This window comes from Blautia sp. AF14-40 (genome assembly GCF_003479665.1).
GTDB lineage: Bacteria > Bacillota > Clostridia > Lachnospirales > Lachnospiraceae > Fusicatenibacter > Fusicatenibacter saccharivorans.
In genome coordinates this window covers 1-16268 of sequence record NZ_QUHK01000038.1, presented here as the reverse complement: position 1 = coordinate 16268, position 16268 = coordinate 1, and the positions used below count along the sequence as shown (strand labels likewise).

Genomic DNA, 16268 nt, shown 5'->3' with positions numbered 1-16268 from the left:
AAAAACAGCGGCTACAACGATTACCGGGCAAAACGGGAGGAATACCGCCGCTTACAGACCGTCAAGGGCAATATCGACCAGATTTTACGCCGGGAACGCAAGCCTGTGAAAAGGCAGGAACAGGAGCGATAAAAACCACCCCAAAATGTACCCGAACCCATACAGAACAAGGGGGCTGCCCCGTACCCTATCCGCAATACCAAAGGATTTTTTAACGGGCTTACAGGGCAGAAAAACCCCGAAAATGATACCGAGATAATACAGAATTACCGCCGATACCGCCACACCAGCGGAAACGGCAGAAAGGAGCGCACCCATGCCAAGAATGAGCAAGAAACGGCGGCTGGAATGGTCTTTTTTCCTGCGGCAAGTAAAAATCGGGAATACCACCTGCGACCGTATCACATACAACGACCTCTGCCGGAGCTGTACCCATAGCTGCAAGCAGAGCTTCCGGGCGGTTATCATACTCTGCCCCCGCTACTACTCCAAACGCCGGAAAAAGGAGGACAGGGACAATGGCAGATAACCGCAAGTATTACTACCTCAAGCTGAAAGAGAACTTTTTTGACAGCGACTCCATTGTACTGCTGGAAGATATGAAAGACGGGATTTTATATTCCAATATTCTCTTGAAGCTGTACTTAAAATCGCTGAAAAACGGCGGGAAGTTGCAGCTTGACGAGCATATCCCCTACACAGCGCAGATGATAGCGACACTGACCCGCCACCAGATAGGGACAGTTGAGAGGGCTTTAGAGATTTTCCGGCAGTTGGGGCTTGTGGAGCAGCTTGACAGCGGGGCTTTCTATATGACCGACATTGAGCTGATGATAGGACAGTCCTCTACCGAAGCCGAGCGAAAACGGGCTGCAAGGCTGGAAAACAAGGCACTTTTACCGCCCCGGACAAAAGGCGGACATTTGTCCGACATTCGTCCACCAGAGAAAGAGATAGAGTTAGAGAAAGAGATAGAGATAGAAAAAGAGAGAGAGGGAGAAACGGGACACCCCGCCCCCGCCGCTTATGGCAGATACAACAATGTGATACTGACCGATACAGAGCTTTCCGGGCTGAAAACAGAGCTGCCCGACAAGTGGGAGTATTATATTGACCGGCTTTCCTGCCATATCGCTTCCACCGGGAAGCAGTACCACAGCCATGCAGCCACCATTTACAAGTGGGCGCAGGAGGACACTGCCAAAGGCAAGGCTGCCCCGAAACAGGGCATACCCGATTATTCATGCAAGGAGGGCGAGAGCTTATGAAAAACGAGATGGAAGCTATGATTACGGACATTACAGCCACTACCGCCGAAGCGGAGGACTACACAGGCGAGGACGGGCTTTTATACTGCGGCAAGTGCCATACGCCCAAAGAAGCCTACTTTGCAGAGGGAAAGACCTGTTTCGGGCGTGACCGCCACCCAACAGACTGCGACTGCCAGCGAGCAGCCCGTGAAAAGCAGCAAGCCGCCGAAAGCCGACAGAAGCACCTTGAAAAAGTGGAGGACTTGAAGCGCCGGGGCTTTACCGACCCCGCTATGCGGAACTGGACATTTGAGCATGACAACGGCAGAAACCCACAGACCGAAACTGCCCGCTTTTATGTGGAGAGCTGGGAAACCATGCAGGCTGAAAATATCGGCTACCTGTTTTGGGGCGGCGTGGGGACAGGAAAAAGCTACCTTGCCGCCTGTATCGCCAACGCCCTTATGGAGAAAGAGGTTGCCGTCTGTATGACAAACTTTGCAACCATACTCAATGACCTTGCCGCCAGCTTTGATGGCAGGAACGAATATATTTCCCGCCTTTGCAGCTACCCCCTGCTGATACTTGATGATTTTGGTATGGAGCGAGGAACAGAATACGGGCTGGAACAGGTTTATAGCGTGATTGACAGCCGTTACCGAAGCGGCAAGCCGCTGATCGCCACGACCAACCTCACGCTGGAGGAATTGCAGCACCCGCAGGACACGCCCCATGCCCGTATCTATGACAGGCTGACTTCCATGTGCGCCCCCGTTCGCTTCACGGGCAGCAATTTCCGAAAGGAAACCGCACAGGAAAAGCTGGAACGCTTAAAGCAACTGATGAAGCAGCGAAAGGAGAGCCTATGACAGAAACCAAACAGACAAGCACCACCAAAACAGACCGCCGCCCGGACTGTGTAACGGAAATCCGCATGGGCAACTCCGTCCTTACCGTTTCCGGCTTCTTCAAGCAGGGCGCAACCGACACCGCAGCCGACAAGATGATGAAAGTGCTGGAAGCGGAAGCTGCTACACAAAAAACGGCGATTTGACCGACCATAAAGAAGCAGATTTGACGCTTTTGCCGCTATACAGACAGCCGCCCCATGTGGTACAATCAAGGTACGGAATAGTGGGGCTGGCTGTCGGAAACGGAGGATTTTATGTTAAGACAGACCAACCAACACCCAATTACCGCCCTTTACCCAAGACTTTCCCATGAGGACGAGCTGCAAGGCGAGAGCAATTCCATTTCCAACCAGAAGCGTATTCTTGAGACCTATGCAAAGCAGAACGGCTTTTCCAATCTGCGCTGGTACACGGACGACGGTTATTCTGGTGCGAACTTTCAAAGACCCGGTTTTCAAGCCATGCTTGCGGACATTGAAGCCGGAAAAGTCGGGACAGTTATCGTAAAGGATATGTCGAGGTTAGGGCGAAACTACCTGCAAGTGGGAATGTACACGGAAATGGTTTTCCCACAGAAAGGCGTCCGCTTCATCGCTATCAATGACGGAGTGGACAGCGCACAGGGCGACAATGACTTTGCCCCGCTGCGGAATATCTTTAACGAATGGCTGGTGAGAGATACGAGCAAGAAAATCAAAGCAGTAAAACGCTCAAAAGGTATGAGTGGCAAGCCAATCACAAGCAAACCTGTGTATGGCTACCTCATGGACGAGGACGAAAATTTCATTATTGACGATGAAGCTGCACCCGTAGTTAAGCAGATATACAACCTCTGCCTTGCCGGGAACGGTCCGACCAAGATAGCCCGTATGCTCACAGAGCAGCAAATCCCCACGCCGGGGACGCTGGAATACCGCAGGACGGGCAGCACCCGCCGCTACCACCCCGGCTATGAGTGCAAGTGGGCGACCAATACCGTTGTGCATATCCTTGAAAACCGGGAATACACAGGCTGCCTGGTAAACTTCAAGACGGAAAAACTCTCTTACAAAGTCAAGCACAGCGTAGAAAACCCGGAGGAAAAGCAAGTGATTTTCGAGAACCACCACGAGCCTATCATAGACACCCAGACATGGGAACGGGTGCAGGAGCTTCGCAAGCAGCGCAAACGCCCCAACCGCTATGATGAAGTGGGCTTGTTCTCCGGCATACTGTTCTGTGCGGACTGCGGCAGCGTCATGTACCAGCAGCGATACCAGACGGACAAGCGCAAGCAGGACTGTTATATCTGCGGCAACTACAAGAAACGCACCCATGACTGTACGGCGCACTTCATCCGCACCGACCTTTTGACCGCTGGTGTACTCTCCAATCTGCGGAAAGTGACAAGCTATGCGGCAAAGCATGAAGCTCGGTTTATGAAGCTCTTGATTGAGCAGAACGAGGACGGGGGCAAGCGCAGGAACGCCGCCAAGAAAAAGGAGCTGGAAGCCACCGAGAAACGTATAGCCGAGTTATCCGCTATCTTCAAGCGGCTGTATGAGGACAGCGTGACCGGGCGCATATCAGACGAGCGTTTCACAGAGCTGTCGGCAGACTATGAAGCAGAACAACGGGAGCTGAAAGAAAGAGCCGCTGCTATCCAAGCGGAGCTTTCCAAAGCACAGGAAGCCACCGTGAACGCAGAAAAGTTTATGAATGTTGTTCGGCGGCATACCAGCTTTGAAGAACTTACCCCTACTCTGCTGCGGGAGTTTGTAGAGAAAATCGTTGTGCATGAGTGCAGCTATGACGAGAACAAGACCCGCAGACAGGACATTGAGATTTATTATTCTTTTGTTGGCAAAGTGGACTTGCCCGAATAACCGCCCGACCTATCCGACACAAGAGCTAAGTGCCGGATAGGAACGGCAAAATTTTTTACACTTCTATTACTTCTTTATCACACATCAGTAAAATCACAGGGCATTAAGCAGCTTATGGCTAAGTAGATGTAATCAAGAGAAGAAAGGAAAAGCACAATCCAGACGGAACCGGCGGTTGTGTCAAGAAATGTTTGTGAGTTAGCAAGAATTTTGATATAATGGGAACAGGAACCCCGAAACCGGGAGAAAGGCAGGAGGATAAATGCACATAAGCTATAAACCCCTCTGGCACACGCTGGTTGAGCGCAACATGAGGAAAGAGGACTTGCGGATTGCCGCCGGTCTTACCACAAATATGATTGCCAACATGGGTAAAGGCAAAAACATCAGCATGGAAACGCTGGTTCGTATCTGCGAAGCCCTGAATTGTGGCATTTTGGATGTAATTGAATTAGAGCAGGACAAAGACGCTGAAAAATTAAATTGACAAGGAAGGCGCTGCGAAATGGACAATAGAGAAAGAATTATCAGACTTTGGTTTGATATGTGGCTTGCAAAAAAAGATTTGGGTATATTTAATGTATTTTCTGATAATGCCGTATATATTGAAAGTTGGGGGCCAGAGTACCACGGCTCCAAGAAAATAAAACTTTGGTTTGAGGAATGGAATACCCGTGGAACTGTCTTGCAATGGGACATCAAGCAATTTTTCCATAAAGGCAATCAAACCATTGTTGAATGGTATTTCAAAAATAAGATGGACGCCGGTAACGTAGAAGCGTTTGATGGAATGTCACTGATAGAATGGACGCCAGATGGCAAGATTGCTCTCTTAAAAGAATTTGGTTGTAACGAAAATCGGTATGACCCTTATAAAGATGGCAATATACCACATTTCAGAGATGAAAATGCAAAGTGGTTTTAACTGGAAATTCAGTTGCCGGAGGTAATTATACGGAATGGATAATTGGTTTACCATTGAGCAAATAGACCGTGATACATTCTCTATTAGCGAATACAAGCACTGGGAAGAAACACATTGTTATCTATTATGTGGGGAAAAATATGCTATTCTCATTGATACAGGTTTAGGCGTTTCCAACATCAGAAAAATTGTGGACTCTCTGACAAAGCTGCCTGTTATGACAGTTACAACTCATGTTCATTGGGATCACATTGGCGGGCATAAGTATTTTGATAATATCGCCGTACATGAAGCGGAAAAGGACTGGCTATCGGTCAGGTTTCCGATACCATTGCAAGTTGTGAAGAATAATTTGACAAGGCTTCCTTGTGATTTTCCAAGAGATTTTGATATTAACGCTTATCAGATTTTTCAAGGTATCCCACAAAGAATTTTACACGATGGCGATTTTCTAAATTTAGGCGGGCGGGAAATTCAAGTTGTTCACACGCCGGGACATTCTCCCGGACATTGTTGCTTTTACGAACCAGAACGAAACTATTTGTATTCCGGGGATTTGATATACAAGGGAAGCCTGGACGCATTTTACCCAACTACCGACCCGAAGCTATTCTATCAATCTATAAGGCGAATACGGAAATACAATATAAAAAAAGTTCTGCCCGGACACCATCAGTTGGATATTCCCGTTTCTTTGATAGCCGATATTGAAGCCGGATTTGCACAATTAGAGAGAGCCGGAAAACTCAAACAGGGAAATGGATTGTTTAAGTTTCAGGATTTCCAAATTCATATATAATCAAAGCTGCCGTTGCAGGAACAACCATTCCCACAACGGCAGTTTTCATTTCCACGGCCTGCGCCGGAAGTTCATACCGGACTGTTTTATCAGCGGGGATTTCTTGAACAGTTTCTTCAAAAGGCTTCGTTCCTCTTGTGAGAGCCGCTTATATTTAAGCTGGAACGCCTTACAGAACATCTCCGTGAATTGCTGAACCCTGTCCCCCGGCGATTGCATGGCCTTTTGTACTTCCCGTATCAGTTCATCGGCGGGAGTGGTATCCGGCGCACTTTCATTGTCATTTTCGTGCGCCTTGCGTATGTCGTGGAGAATAACGTCCCATGTTTTGTGCGTCACATGGCAGAAGAAATCTTCTTCCTCTACCTGACAGGCTTCCAATATTTTGATTGCCCGGTCTGCCGTAGCTTCGGGATGTTCTTCCAGTATCATAGCCCGTAAAGCAGCCAGTGAGCTGTTTGTGTCATGGAAGTGCATGGTTGCTATCCCATCCACATAGATTTCTGCGTCTGCCAGCAGTTCCTTGAATTTTTCATGGGAGATAATCTCACACAGCAGCCGGTTGTTGAAGCGTTCACTTTTCAGCAGTTCCACGACTTCATCACTCAAATGCAGTTCTTCTATCGGTGTGTTTTCATATTTCCGATTGTTGGTAAGGCCGAGCAGATAGTCAACGGACACTTTATAGAAGTCTGCCAGCTTCAGCAGGCTGCCGTGATTGATTTCCTTGTATTCATCATTGTCGTTTTCATAGCTGCCGAGGGCTGATTTTGAAATGCCGGTTTCCTGCGCCAGTTCTTCCAGATTTAAGCCCCGTTCTACCCGTAAATCTTTCAGGCGTTCCTGTACGGAAATGCGGGTTTTCATAGATACATCGCTCCTTCCTGCGGCTGGCTGCCGCCGTCAATTCCATTATACCATACCCGTTCCGCAATCGTGGAAATTTTCGATTTCGGGGCGGTTTTCCTACTTTGTGGATATACGGGAGAAGGCTCAAAAATGTGCCATAATGGGCTTAGTTCATCGATGGATTATTCCAATCGAATGACCGGCCTGTATGGGATATGCTCCCCGGCGATGTAGCGCAATGACTTGCGGCAGGGAAATGGAGGAACCATGACCGCAACGAGCGTACCAAAGGGAGCGAAACGCCGTTGTGAGAGCCAGGGGCAGGAACGACATCAGGGAGAACCGGCGAAAATGAACACCGAATTGATACCGAAACACAACAATCCGATAGGGCATAGTCTACCCTATCCGTAATACTGCGGGGGATTTTCGGGCGGTTCTATGGCCGCTTTTTCCCTGAAAATCGCCCCGAAACACGACACTAAAATCTGCTATCCGTCTATTGCGGCTGTTACGGCTGAAATGGGCGGATTTTTGTTTAAGGAGGCACCATGCCGAGAATGCCGAAAAAGAGGAAGCTGGAACTGTCTTTCTTCCTCAATGAACGGGGGCGGGTAACGTACAACGACCTTTGCCGGAAATGCCAGCGAACTTGTAAGCAGAGTTTCCGGGCGGTCATTGTGGACTGCCCCCATTATCTTTCCAAACGCTCAAAACGAAAAGTAAAGGAGGACACCGATTGAATGGATGTTGAATTTATGACCGCAGACACCACCCTGCCGCCCTGTATGCCGCTGCCGAGAGCCATGCTGCGGCTCCCGATCAGCAGCACCGCAAAGGTCATGTACGCCCGGATGTTGGATATTGTTTTCCTGTCCGGCATAGAGGACACCAACGGGATTTTATTTATCCATTTCCCCATCGTGGAACTGGCGGCGGCACTTGCCCGCAGCACAATGACCGTGAAGCGTTCCCTGAATGAATTGGAGGACGCCGGACTGATACTGCGGGTGCGTCAGGGCTTCGGGGAACCCAACAAGATATATGTACTCATTCCAAAGAAGGAGGACAGACGCTTATGAATGAAAAGCTGGAAGCACTCAATCAGGAAATAGAGAAAACGGAAAAGAAGCTGCGGAGAGCGCAGCATGAAGAAAAGATATTGGAACACCAGATAAAGGCGTTGACACGGAAGGAACGGACACACCGGCTTTGTACCAGAGCCGCCATGCTGGAAAGCTACCTTCCCCACCCGGAAGCTATCACGGATGAACAGGTCAGTTTGTTCTTGAAGCTACTGTTCCGGCAGGACAGCACCCGGCAGCTTATGGAAAAAGTGTTCGCCGGAAACGGCGATTTTCAGGGAGAGGACAAAGGCCGGGAACGGCCATAATTGCTTCCAGAGCCGCAGCCCGTGGGCTACCCCTCTGAAAGAGGGCGCAACTATACACCACCTGAAGGTAGTGTGTTGCGCCCTGCCGGGGGCTTCCTGCGGAAAGCGGATGATTGCCCGCAGCGTTCCGACTCCTGCCAATCATCACAGGGGAAGCTACACTTCCCCTGCGCTGGCTGCCGCCAGCTACCCCTTTGTGGACTTGCCGCCCGGAAGCACCTTGCGTTGCAAGCTGTTCCGTTCAGCAAGTTTAAAATTCATTCATAAATTTTCTGTTGACACCCAATCCGAATGTGAATATAATGTACTTGTACATACAGTACATTTTAAAGTGAAGGCGGTGAAGCATGGAAATCATAATCAGCAATAATGCAAATAAGCCAATATACGAGCAAATAACAACACAGATTAAAGCTATGATAATGAGTGGAGAATTGCAAGCAGGAGACGCCATCCCCTCAATGCGTTCATTGGCTAAATCTATTCACGTTAGCGTTATAACCGTCCAAAAGGCGTATGAAGATTTGCAAAGGGACGGTTTTATTGAAACAACTGTTGGCAGAGGTAGTTTTGTATCAGCACGAAACAAGGAATTTTATCAAGAAGAACAGCAACGTATTGCCGAAGAACATTTGCAAGCTGCCGCTAATATTGGACGTGTAAGCAACATTCCTTTATCTAAACTAACGGAATTGCTCACAATGTTTTATATGGAGGACGAATAAAATGAATTATGCTTTGAAACTTGATAATGTATGCAAGACCTATGAAACGTCAGATTTTCTTTTGGATAATGTGTCTTTTGAAGTACCTATGGGGTCTGTTATGGGGTTCGTTGGGGAGAATGGTGCTGGTAAGACAACAACCATAGGCTGTATTTTGAATACGCTGTTCCGCAATTCTGGTTCCATTCAAATCTTTGAGAAAGAAATGAAAGACGAGGATACCGTATTGAGGAATGATATTGGTGTTGTCTATGATGGGGATAATTTCCCGAAATACCTTACTGCCAAACAAATTTCCGAGATTATGCAAGGAATTTTCTCTCAATGGGATAATAGTTTGTTTCAAAAATATTTAAAAACATTCCGGCTAAACGAGAAACAGAAAATTGGAAAATATTCAAAAGGAATGACAATGAAATTGGCAATCGCAGTCGCATTATCGCATCATCCGAAGTTGCTAATTTTAGATGAAGCTACCAGTGGCCTTGACCCTATTATGAGAGATGAGATGTTAGAGGTTTTTCTGGACTTTGTTGGTGAGGACGATCATTCTATTTTACTTTCTTCTCATATCACAAGTGATTTGGAAAAAATAGCAGATTACATTACTTTCATCCATCAAGGGCGCATTATTCTAACCGAGTCAAAAGATAATCTGATTTATAAATATGCCATATTGCGTTGCAAAGAGAAACAATTTGAAAATTTAGATAAAAGTGACATTCTTGCTTATCGCAGACAAGATTATCAGATTGATGTGCTGGTTAATAATAAGGAAGCCGCCGAACGAAAGTATGCTGGTATTGTTATTGACCATGCAACGATTGATGAAATAATGCTAATACTGGTAAAAGGAGAACAGAAATGAAAGGTCTTTTGAAAAATAATTTCTATGGAGTTATTGAAAACCTGAAAATCGCACTTGCATTTGTAATGCTTGTAGGTGTACTTTTACTTATAACAGGGGAAGCAACATTGCTTTCTGCTTTTTCTCTCATAGCTCCACCGATAATTGCACTTTTGATGGTTTCATGTGTGCGTAAAGAAAGCGCATCTAAATGGGAAAAATATAAACTCACTCTCCCGGTTAGACGAAAAGCCATTATTGAAAGTCAATATATTAGTCATACAATATGGAGTATATCTGGGGTTGTGATTGTGGCTGTTTTTATGACCCTCACAGTTTTTATTCATGGCGACCAATACTTTTATTATGGTTTCCGTGACGCTATCACATTAGTATTAGGCGGCGGAATACTGGCTATTCTAATTGGAGCCTTTTCTTATCCACTTTACTATTTATGGGGAGCAGAGAAAACAGAAGTCATTCTGATTATAAGTGTGATTGGTTCGATAGGCATAGTATTCGCATTGACTATGTTAGTTAATACATTTTCTGATGGAAATGTTTCAGATACTTTGTACTATATCAGCTTATTGGTTGTCACGGCAATCACTATAATTACTTTTATATTCTCTTGTGTTTTGACAAAACAAATTTTTCAACACTGCGAATATTAAATTGAAATCGGGCCAACCTGACCCGAACTTTCAAAACTGAATACCAGCCGCCACCGGCGGCACCACCGGCGGCACCACCGAGCAGGAAATCTTGAAACAGGTTCCCTGCTCTTTTTTTGCCTGGACGCCGGGAGAAAGGAGGACACGACTTGCCATGCCCGCACTTTGATGTGAAAATCATCCAGCGCAGCAAGCGCCAGTCAGCCGTTGCGTCTGCCGCCTACCAGAGCGGGGAACGGCTGTTTTCTGAATACGACCAGAAGCAGAAATACTATTCCCATAAAAGTGAAATCGTCCACACCGAAATCATGCTGCCGCCCCATGCCCCGCCGGAGTACGCAGACCGGAATACCTTGTGGAACGCCGCCGAAGCCATAGAAAAACAATGGAACTCCCAGCTTGCCCGGAGGTTCGTGCTTGCCATACCGAGGGAACTTCCCCGGTCACAGTACGCCGACCTTATCCGGGACTACTGCCGGGAGTTTTTTGTTTCCAAAGGCATGATTGCTGACTTTGCCATCCATGACAAGGGGGACGGAAATCCCCACGCCCACATCCTTCTTACCATGCGGGCGATGGACGAAACCGGGAAATGGCTCCCTAAGAGCCGGAAGGTCTACGACCTTGACGAGAACGGCGAGCGTATCCGGCTTGCGTCCGGCAGATGGAAAAGCCACAAGGAGGACACCGTGGACTGGAACGACCAGAAGTACGCCGAGATATGGCGGCAGGGCTGGGCTGACACAGCAAACCGCTATCTGGAAGCCATCGGCAGCCCGGAGCGCCTTGACCTTCGCTCCTATGCCCGACAGGGGATTGATAAAATCCCCACCGTCCACATGGGGCCAGCGGTCAGCCAGTTGGAGAAGAAAGGCATACAGACCAACATCGGCAACCTGAACCGGGACATCAAAGCCGCCAATTCCCTCATGCAGTCTATCCGGCAGATGGTACGCAGCTTAAAGGGCTGGCTGTCCGGCCTGAAAGAGAAAAAAGCGGCGCTGCTGGAAGCACTGGAACAGGCAAAGGAGCCGACCATCCCCGAACTGCTTTCCCGGTATCTGGATATGCGGAGTGAGGAACGCACCGGCTGGACTTCCAAGGGGAAGCTGAAAGGCACTGTTGGCGATTTCAACAAGGTCATGGAAGCCCTTGATTTCCTGCGGCAGAAAGAGATTTCCACCGTGGAGAGCCTTGACGCCTATCTGGATGAAGCCAGCGCACAGGCCGTTTCCATCCGTGAGGAAATCAGGCCGATGGAGAAACGTGTGAAAGAGATTGACCGGCTGCTTTTCCATATCGGGAACTTTGAAGCAAACAAGCCGGTTCATGCGAAATATGCTGCTATCCGCTGGAAGAAACCCAAGGAGAAATTTGCCGCCGACCATAAGGAGGAACTGGACGCCTACAACGCTGCCCTGCGGTATTTCAAGGTTCACCTTGATGGGGCGAAGTACAGCACGAAGAAGCTGGCCGGGGAACAGGCACAGCTTTCAGAGAATATCGCTTCCAAGACGGAAGCACTGACTGCCGTACAGGAGGATGTGAAGATTTTGCGGGATGTGCGCCACTGGCTCAATCAGGTTTTGCCATCCGAGCAGTACCGCCAGACCGCAGAGCCGGGAAAGAAACCATCCATCCAGCAGGCAGTCAAAGGCCGGGAGCAGCGTATCCGGGAGGAACAGGCAGAGAAACGCCAGACGCCCCGCCGCCAGCAAAAACAGGATATGGAACTTTAACCAATCAGGCGCTTGCTATTTTCCCCGTGAGAATGGCAGGCGCTTTTCTTATTTTCAGGAGGATTTGCCTATTGAACGTATTTGAAGCCGTGAAGCAGTCTGTTACCACCCGGCAGGCTGCTGAGCATTACGGTATCCGGGTAGGAAGAAACGGGATGTGCGTCTGCCCCTTCCATGACGATAAAAATCCCAGCATGAAGGTTGACCGGCGCTTCCATTGCTTCGGCTGTCAGGCAGACGGGGATGTGATTGACTTTGTTTCCCGTCTGGAAAACGTCAGCCCCAAGGAAGCCGCCCTCATGCTGGCGCAGGACTTCTCCATCCCCTATGAGGATAAGGAGCCGCCAAGCAGGAGCCGCCGCCCCCAGCCCCGGCAGGAAAGCCCGGAGCAACAATTTAAGCGCATGGAACGCCACTGTTTCCGGGTACTGTCCGACTATCACAATCTGCTGCGCCGCTGGAAGCGGGACTATGCCCCCAAGACACCGGACGAGGAATGGCACCCGCTTTTCGTGGAAGCCTTGCAGAAACAAGCCCATGTGGAATATCTGCTGGATGTGCTGCTGTTCTCCGACATAGAGGAACGGGCTGCCCTGATTGCCAGCTACGGAAAGGAAGTGAGGAACCTTGAGCGGAGAATGGCAGACCTTGCCGCCCGAACTGCGGCAGGCCGTGACAGACACCATCGAAGCCGCACCCCCGCCCCGGAGCGTTGAGGAAGTCAAGGCCATGCTGGAAAGCACCGAGAAAGGCGGCGTGCGGAACAGTATCCACAACTGCCTTACCGTGTTCCAGTATGACCCCATCCTTTCCGGGGCGGTTGCGAAAAATCTCCTGACCGAGCGCATTGACCTTCTAAAGCCCATCGGCAGGAAACGCAGAACCGGCAGCAAGGCCATGACCGACACGGATATGAAATATATCCGGCTGTATCTGGAAGATACCTACGGCCTGACCAGCGAGAAAAAGATAGCAGACGCCGCCGATCTGGCCGCAGACGCCAACAGCTACCATCCCATCCGGGACTATCTGAGCGGCCTTGTCTGGGACGGGAAAGAGCGTATCCGCTACTGCCTGCGGCACTTTCTGGGAGCCGACACGGACAACTTCACTTACCATTCCCTGCGGCTGTTCCTGCTGGGAGCCATCCACCGGGCTTTCAGCCCCGGCTGTAAGTTTGAGGTCATGCTCTGTCTGGTAGGCGGTCAGGGAGCCGGGAAATCCACCTTCTTCCGGCTGCTGGCCGTAAAGGACGAGTGGTTTTCCGATGATTTGCGGAAGCTGGACGATGATAACGTGTACCGGAAGTTACAAGGCCACTGGATAATTGAAATGTCGGAGATGATTGCCACTGCCAACGCCAAGAGCATAGAGGAAATCAAGTCATTTTTAAGCCGCCAGAAGGAGGTCTATAAAATCCCCTACGAAACCCACCCGGAGGACAGGCTGCGGCAATGCGTGTTTGGCGGGACTTCCAATGCGCTGGACTTCCTGCCCCTTGACCGTTCCGGGAACCGGCGCTTCCTGCCGGTCATGGTCTACCCTGAACAGGCCGAGGTACACATTTTGGACGATGAAGCCGCTTCCAGAGCCTATATCGAACAGGTATGGGCGGAAGCCATGACGACCTACAAAAGCGGCGATTTTAAGCTGTCTTTTACACCCGAAATGATACAGTACCTCAAAGAACACCAGCGGGATTTCATGCCGGAGGACACCAAGGCCGGGATGATACAGGCATACCTTGACCGCTACACCGGCAGCGCCGTATGCTCCAAGCAGCTTTTTAAGGAAGCCCTGAACCACCCCTTTGACGAGCCGAAGCAATGGGAAATCCGGGAAGTCAACGACATCATGAACCACTGTATCACGGGATGGAAGTATTTCTCCAATCCCCGGATATTTGAAGGATACGGCAGGCAAAGGGGCTGGGAACGGGAAGCCCCGGCAACGGGCGCTGACAACGGGCGTGAAAAAACGCCGGACGGATTTGTGGAAGTGACCGAGCAGATGGAACTTCCCTTCTGAAAAATCCGGGGAAACCACAGCCGGTTGCCGACCCCGTTGCTATCCCGTTGCCGAGCCGGTTGCCGGGAAAAAGCCCGTAACTGCGGGCTTTTCTCCCCTCTGACAACCAAAGCAACAGAAAAATAAAAGAAAAAGTAAATAAACAGTAACCCGCCAGACAGAGATTGTTTTCGAGGTTTTTTGAAGCCCGTTGCCGGACTTCGTTGCCGACCCTCTCCTGTCTGGCTTATTTCATTTATGGAGGTAACTGCCTATGGCAAAAAGCAAAACTGAAATCCATGTCACAACGGTATTTGACGGCGAACTGGACGCTACGGACGTTTTCGTGAGCCTGATTGCACAGAAATACAGCCAGAGAAATGATAAAGAATATCTTGTGAAAAAGCAAGATTTAGAGTATAATAAAGACAAGGTTCAGCATGACCGTGTTCCGTCTGGATTGTGCGGGTAAATGGTTATGATGAACGGAATGGAATATACAGGCATGGACGCAATACTGGCGGGCAGCTTCCGGGCGGCTATCTATTGCAGGCTTTCCAAGGACGATGACCTTGACGGGGAGAGCGCCAGCATTGCAAACCAGCGGGATATGCTGGAAAACTACTGCGAGAAGCAGGGATGGGAGGTTGTTGCAGTCTATCAGGACGATGGCTACACGGGGCTGAACATGGAGCGCCCCGACCTGAAACGGATGTTGAAAGCCATCGAGCGCAGGCAGGCCAACCTTGTGATAACGAAAGACCTATCCAGACTGGGTAGGAATTACTTGCAGACCGGCTTCCTGATTGAAGATTTCTTTCCCCGCCACGGCGTCCGGTATATCGCCATGAATGACGGTATCGACACCATGCGGGACAACAACGACATTGCACCGTTCAAGAATATCCTCAACGAGATGTACAGCAAGGACATTTCCAAGAAGGTTCATTCCTCTTATCTGCTGAAAGCCCAGAAAGGCCAGTTTACCGGCTGCCTTGCCCCCTTCGGCTACCAGAAAGACCCGGAGGACAAAAACCACCTGCTGATTGACGAGGAAACAGCTCCCATTGTCCGGCGTCTGTTTGCATGGGCGCTGGAAGGACACGGCCCCAACTACATCCGGCGCAGGCTGGAAGAAGAAAAAATCCCCTGTCCGACCTACTGGAACCGGGTACGGGGGCTGCGGAACGTGTCAACCAAGTGGGAAAAGAAAGACCCGGTAAACGGGCGGTATATCTGGGACTTTACCGTGATTAAGGACATCCTGATGAACCCCGTCTACACCGGCGCTATCGCTTCCCAGAAGAAGGAATACCGCTTCAAAATCGGCACCATCGGGGAGAAAAAGCCGGAGGAATGGATTGTCGTGGAGAACCAGCATGAGCCGCTTGTTGACCGCAAGACCTTTGACATCGTGCAGCGCAAGCTGAAATCCCGGCAGCGCCCCCGCCAGACCGGGGAAATCAGCCTGTTTGCGGGGCTTATCAAATGCGGCGAGTGCGGGAAGTCGCTGACTATCCGCTACACCAACGAGAAGCACCCGAAGCAGATTTATTCCTGTAAGACCTACAACGCCTACGGAAAGCAGCACTGTTCCCAGCACCGGGTTGAGTACGACACCCTGTACCGGCTTGTCCTGAACAAAATCCGGGAGTGCGCCAGAGCAGCCCTGATGGACGGGGAGGCCGTTGCCGAGAAGCTGTCCGACACCTGCGAAGCCGAGCAGAAAGGCCAGCGGGAAGCGTTGGAGCGTTCCCTTGCCAAAGACGAGGAACGGATTGACGTTCTGGAAAAGATGGTGCTGCGGCTGTATGAGGACATGGTTGCCGGACGTATCAGCGAAGCGAACTTCAATCTGCTGATGGAAAAGACGCAGAAGGAACAGGCCGAGTTGAAAACAAGGGTTGAGGAAGGCCGGAAGAAGCTGGCCGATGAAATCCGGCTTGCGTGTGACGCCCGCCAGTGGGTAGAAGCCATTCAGGAATACGCCGACATCACGGAACTGGACGCCGCCACCCTCAACCGCCTGATTAAAGAAATCGTTGTCCATGAGAGCATAGACAGCGATAAGACAAGACACATTTCTATCGAAATTCATTTCAATCTCAAACCCATCCCGGAAGTGGAGCAGGTCACAGCCTGACCTGCCCCGCCGGGGCGGTTCTTAAAAAACTCCATAGATATTTCTTGACACGCCGCCGCCCGCCATCGAGCCGGTTTCCTACACCTATTTGGGTATGAAACAGCTCATGGCGGGCGGCGGCGTTGCCCTTATCGGCACTAT

Annotated in this window: 20 protein-coding genes and 2 pseudogenes; 21 read left to right on the top strand and 1 reads right to left on the bottom strand. The window is 49.9% G+C overall.

All coding sequences use genetic code 11. The features are described 5' to 3' along the window. The 10 genes and pseudogenes from DWW13_RS20225 to DWW13_RS16370 all read left to right on the top strand — a co-directional run. Window positions 1-132, top strand: a pseudogene (locus DWW13_RS20225) (relaxase/mobilization nuclease); the annotation flags it as partial. A 184-nt stretch (window positions 133-316) separates the two neighbouring features. Then, a complete protein-coding gene (locus DWW13_RS16405) occupies window positions 317-529 on the top strand; it encodes a hypothetical protein (protein ID WP_117536991.1) in 213 nt (70 codons plus the stop codon). Continuing rightward, on the top strand, window positions 519-1268 hold the full coding sequence (locus DWW13_RS16400; protein WP_117888470.1) for a phage replisome organizer N-terminal domain-containing protein: 750 nt from the start codon (window positions 519-521) through the stop codon (window positions 1266-1268). The genes DWW13_RS16405 and DWW13_RS16400 overlap by 11 nt, the downstream gene beginning before the upstream one ends. After that, complete coding sequence (locus tag DWW13_RS16395; RefSeq protein ID WP_117888471.1) at window positions 1265-2119, top strand: ATP-binding protein; 855 nt, start codon at window positions 1265-1267, stop codon at window positions 2117-2119. Before DWW13_RS16400 ends, DWW13_RS16395 begins: the two co-directional genes overlap by 4 nt. Further along, complete coding sequence (locus DWW13_RS16390) at window positions 2116-2304, top strand: transposon-encoded TnpW family protein (RefSeq protein WP_002569233.1); 189 nt, start codon at window positions 2116-2118, stop codon at window positions 2302-2304. The genes DWW13_RS16395 and DWW13_RS16390 overlap by 4 nt, the downstream gene beginning before the upstream one ends. A gap of 111 nt (window positions 2305-2415) precedes the next feature. Then, window positions 2416-4026: a recombinase family protein gene (locus DWW13_RS16385; RefSeq protein ID WP_118720597.1), complete on the top strand. Its 1611-nt coding sequence runs from the start codon at window positions 2416-2418 to the stop codon at window positions 4024-4026. Between the two features lie 36 nt (window positions 4027-4062). Beyond that, window positions 4063-4146, top strand: a pseudogene (locus DWW13_RS20220) (Maff2 family mobile element protein); the annotation flags it as partial. Window positions 4147-4288: 142 nt separating this feature from the next. After that, window positions 4289-4513, top strand: coding sequence for a helix-turn-helix domain-containing protein (locus DWW13_RS16380; protein ID WP_015540949.1), 225 nt, complete (start codon window positions 4289-4291; stop codon window positions 4511-4513). An 18-nt stretch (window positions 4514-4531) separates the two neighbouring features. Beyond that, window positions 4532-4951, top strand: coding sequence for a nuclear transport factor 2 family protein (locus DWW13_RS16375; RefSeq protein ID WP_015540950.1), 420 nt, complete (start codon window positions 4532-4534; stop codon window positions 4949-4951). Window positions 4952-4985: 34 nt separating this feature from the next. After that, entirely contained in the window at window positions 4986-5750 is a 765-nt protein-coding gene (locus tag DWW13_RS16370; RefSeq protein WP_015540951.1) for an MBL fold metallo-hydrolase, read from the top strand. A 45-nt stretch (window positions 5751-5795) separates the two neighbouring features. On the opposite strand, the gene DWW13_RS16365 is transcribed toward DWW13_RS16370, so the two are convergent. Further along, window positions 5796-6617, bottom strand: coding sequence for a helix-turn-helix domain-containing protein (locus DWW13_RS16365; protein ID WP_015540952.1), 822 nt, complete (start codon window positions 6615-6617; stop codon window positions 5796-5798). 533 nt (window positions 6618-7150) lie between these two features. Here DWW13_RS16365 and DWW13_RS19115 point away from each other — a divergent pair. The 11 genes from DWW13_RS19115 (at window position 7151) to DWW13_RS16300 (ending at window position 16127) form a co-directional block, all read left to right on the top strand. After that, window positions 7151-7342, top strand: a complete 192-nt coding sequence (locus DWW13_RS19115) for a hypothetical protein (protein ID WP_172455309.1) — start codon at window positions 7151-7153, stop codon at window positions 7340-7342. Continuing rightward, window positions 7343-7681, top strand: coding sequence for a DeoR family transcriptional regulator (locus DWW13_RS16350; protein WP_015540954.1), 339 nt, complete (start codon window positions 7343-7345; stop codon window positions 7679-7681). It begins immediately after the preceding gene. Then, window positions 7678-7992 carry a DUF3847 domain-containing protein gene (locus DWW13_RS16345; RefSeq protein WP_015540955.1) on the top strand — a complete coding sequence of 105 codons (315 nt, stop codon included), beginning with the start codon at window positions 7678-7680 and terminating at the stop codon, window positions 7990-7992. Before DWW13_RS16350 ends, DWW13_RS16345 begins: the two co-directional genes overlap by 4 nt. A 347-nt stretch (window positions 7993-8339) precedes the next feature. Continuing rightward, entirely contained in the window at window positions 8340-8717 is a 378-nt protein-coding gene (locus DWW13_RS16335; protein ID WP_015540956.1) for a GntR family transcriptional regulator, read from the top strand. Window position 8718: 1 nt separating this feature from the next. Further along, a complete protein-coding gene (locus DWW13_RS16330; protein ID WP_055052367.1) occupies window positions 8719-9585 on the top strand; it encodes an ABC transporter ATP-binding protein in 867 nt (288 codons plus the stop codon). Continuing rightward, entirely contained in the window at window positions 9582-10238 is a 657-nt protein-coding gene (locus tag DWW13_RS16325) for an ABC-2 transporter permease (protein WP_015540957.1), read from the top strand. The genes DWW13_RS16330 and DWW13_RS16325 overlap by 4 nt, the downstream gene beginning before the upstream one ends. A 149-nt stretch (window positions 10239-10387) precedes the next feature. Next, complete coding sequence (mobQ, locus tag DWW13_RS16320) at window positions 10388-11977, top strand: MobQ family relaxase (protein ID WP_055052368.1); 1590 nt, start codon at window positions 10388-10390, stop codon at window positions 11975-11977. Between the two features lie 71 nt (window positions 11978-12048). Next, window positions 12049-12693 carry a CHC2 zinc finger domain-containing protein gene (locus DWW13_RS16315; RefSeq protein WP_055052369.1) on the top strand — a complete coding sequence of 215 codons (645 nt, stop codon included), beginning with the start codon at window positions 12049-12051 and terminating at the stop codon, window positions 12691-12693. Between the two features lie 13 nt (window positions 12694-12706). Beyond that, window positions 12707-14005, top strand: coding sequence for a virulence-associated E family protein (locus DWW13_RS16310; RefSeq protein ID WP_118720595.1), 1299 nt, complete (start codon window positions 12707-12709; stop codon window positions 14003-14005). 253 nt (window positions 14006-14258) lie between these two features. Further along, on the top strand, window positions 14259-14456 hold the full coding sequence (locus tag DWW13_RS16305) for a hypothetical protein (RefSeq protein WP_055052370.1): 198 nt from the start codon (window positions 14259-14261) through the stop codon (window positions 14454-14456). Beyond that, complete coding sequence (locus DWW13_RS16300; protein ID WP_015540961.1) at window positions 14457-16127, top strand: recombinase family protein; 1671 nt, start codon at window positions 14457-14459, stop codon at window positions 16125-16127. The last annotated feature ends 141 nt before the right edge of the window (window positions 16128-16268 follow it).

Bases quoted from the DNA above. Each gene is read 5' to 3' on its own strand.
- DWW13_RS16370 (WP_015540951.1), top strand. From the start codon at position 4,986: ATGGATAATTGGTTTACCATTGAGCAAATAGACCGTGATACATTCTCT.
- DWW13_RS16310 (WP_118720595.1), top strand. From the start codon at position 12,707: ATGCTGGAAAGCACCGAGAAAGGCGGCGTGCGGAACAGTATCCACAAC.
- DWW13_RS16325 (WP_015540957.1), top strand. From the start codon at position 9,582: ATGAAAGGTCTTTTGAAAAATAATTTCTATGGAGTTATTGAAAACCTG.
- DWW13_RS19115 (WP_172455309.1), top strand. From the start codon at position 7,151: ATGCCGAGAATGCCGAAAAAGAGGAAGCTGGAACTGTCTTTCTTCCTC.
- DWW13_RS16390 (WP_002569233.1), top strand. From the start codon at position 2,116: ATGACAGAAACCAAACAGACAAGCACCACCAAAACAGACCGCCGCCCG.
- DWW13_RS16380 (WP_015540949.1), top strand. From the start codon at position 4,289: ATGCACATAAGCTATAAACCCCTCTGGCACACGCTGGTTGAGCGCAAC.
- DWW13_RS16365 (WP_015540952.1), bottom strand. From the start codon at position 6,617: ATGAAAACCCGCATTTCCGTACAGGAACGCCTGAAAGATTTACGGGTA.
- DWW13_RS16300 (WP_015540961.1), top strand. From the start codon at position 14,457: ATGGTTATGATGAACGGAATGGAATATACAGGCATGGACGCAATACTG.
- DWW13_RS16395 (WP_117888471.1), top strand. From the start codon at position 1,265: ATGAAAAACGAGATGGAAGCTATGATTACGGACATTACAGCCACTACC.
- DWW13_RS16335 (WP_015540956.1), top strand. From the start codon at position 8,340: ATGGAAATCATAATCAGCAATAATGCAAATAAGCCAATATACGAGCAA.
- DWW13_RS16405 (WP_117536991.1), top strand. From the start codon at position 317: ATGCCAAGAATGAGCAAGAAACGGCGGCTGGAATGGTCTTTTTTCCTG.
- DWW13_RS16345 (WP_015540955.1), top strand. From the start codon at position 7,678: ATGAATGAAAAGCTGGAAGCACTCAATCAGGAAATAGAGAAAACGGAA.
- DWW13_RS16400 (WP_117888470.1), top strand. From the start codon at position 519: ATGGCAGATAACCGCAAGTATTACTACCTCAAGCTGAAAGAGAACTTT.
- DWW13_RS16305 (WP_055052370.1), top strand. From the start codon at position 14,259: ATGGCAAAAAGCAAAACTGAAATCCATGTCACAACGGTATTTGACGGC.
- DWW13_RS16385 (WP_118720597.1), top strand. From the start codon at position 2,416: ATGTTAAGACAGACCAACCAACACCCAATTACCGCCCTTTACCCAAGA.
- DWW13_RS16350 (WP_015540954.1), top strand. From the start codon at position 7,343: ATGGATGTTGAATTTATGACCGCAGACACCACCCTGCCGCCCTGTATG.
- DWW13_RS16375 (WP_015540950.1), top strand. From the start codon at position 4,532: ATGGACAATAGAGAAAGAATTATCAGACTTTGGTTTGATATGTGGCTT.
- DWW13_RS16330 (WP_055052367.1), top strand. From the start codon at position 8,719: ATGAATTATGCTTTGAAACTTGATAATGTATGCAAGACCTATGAAACG.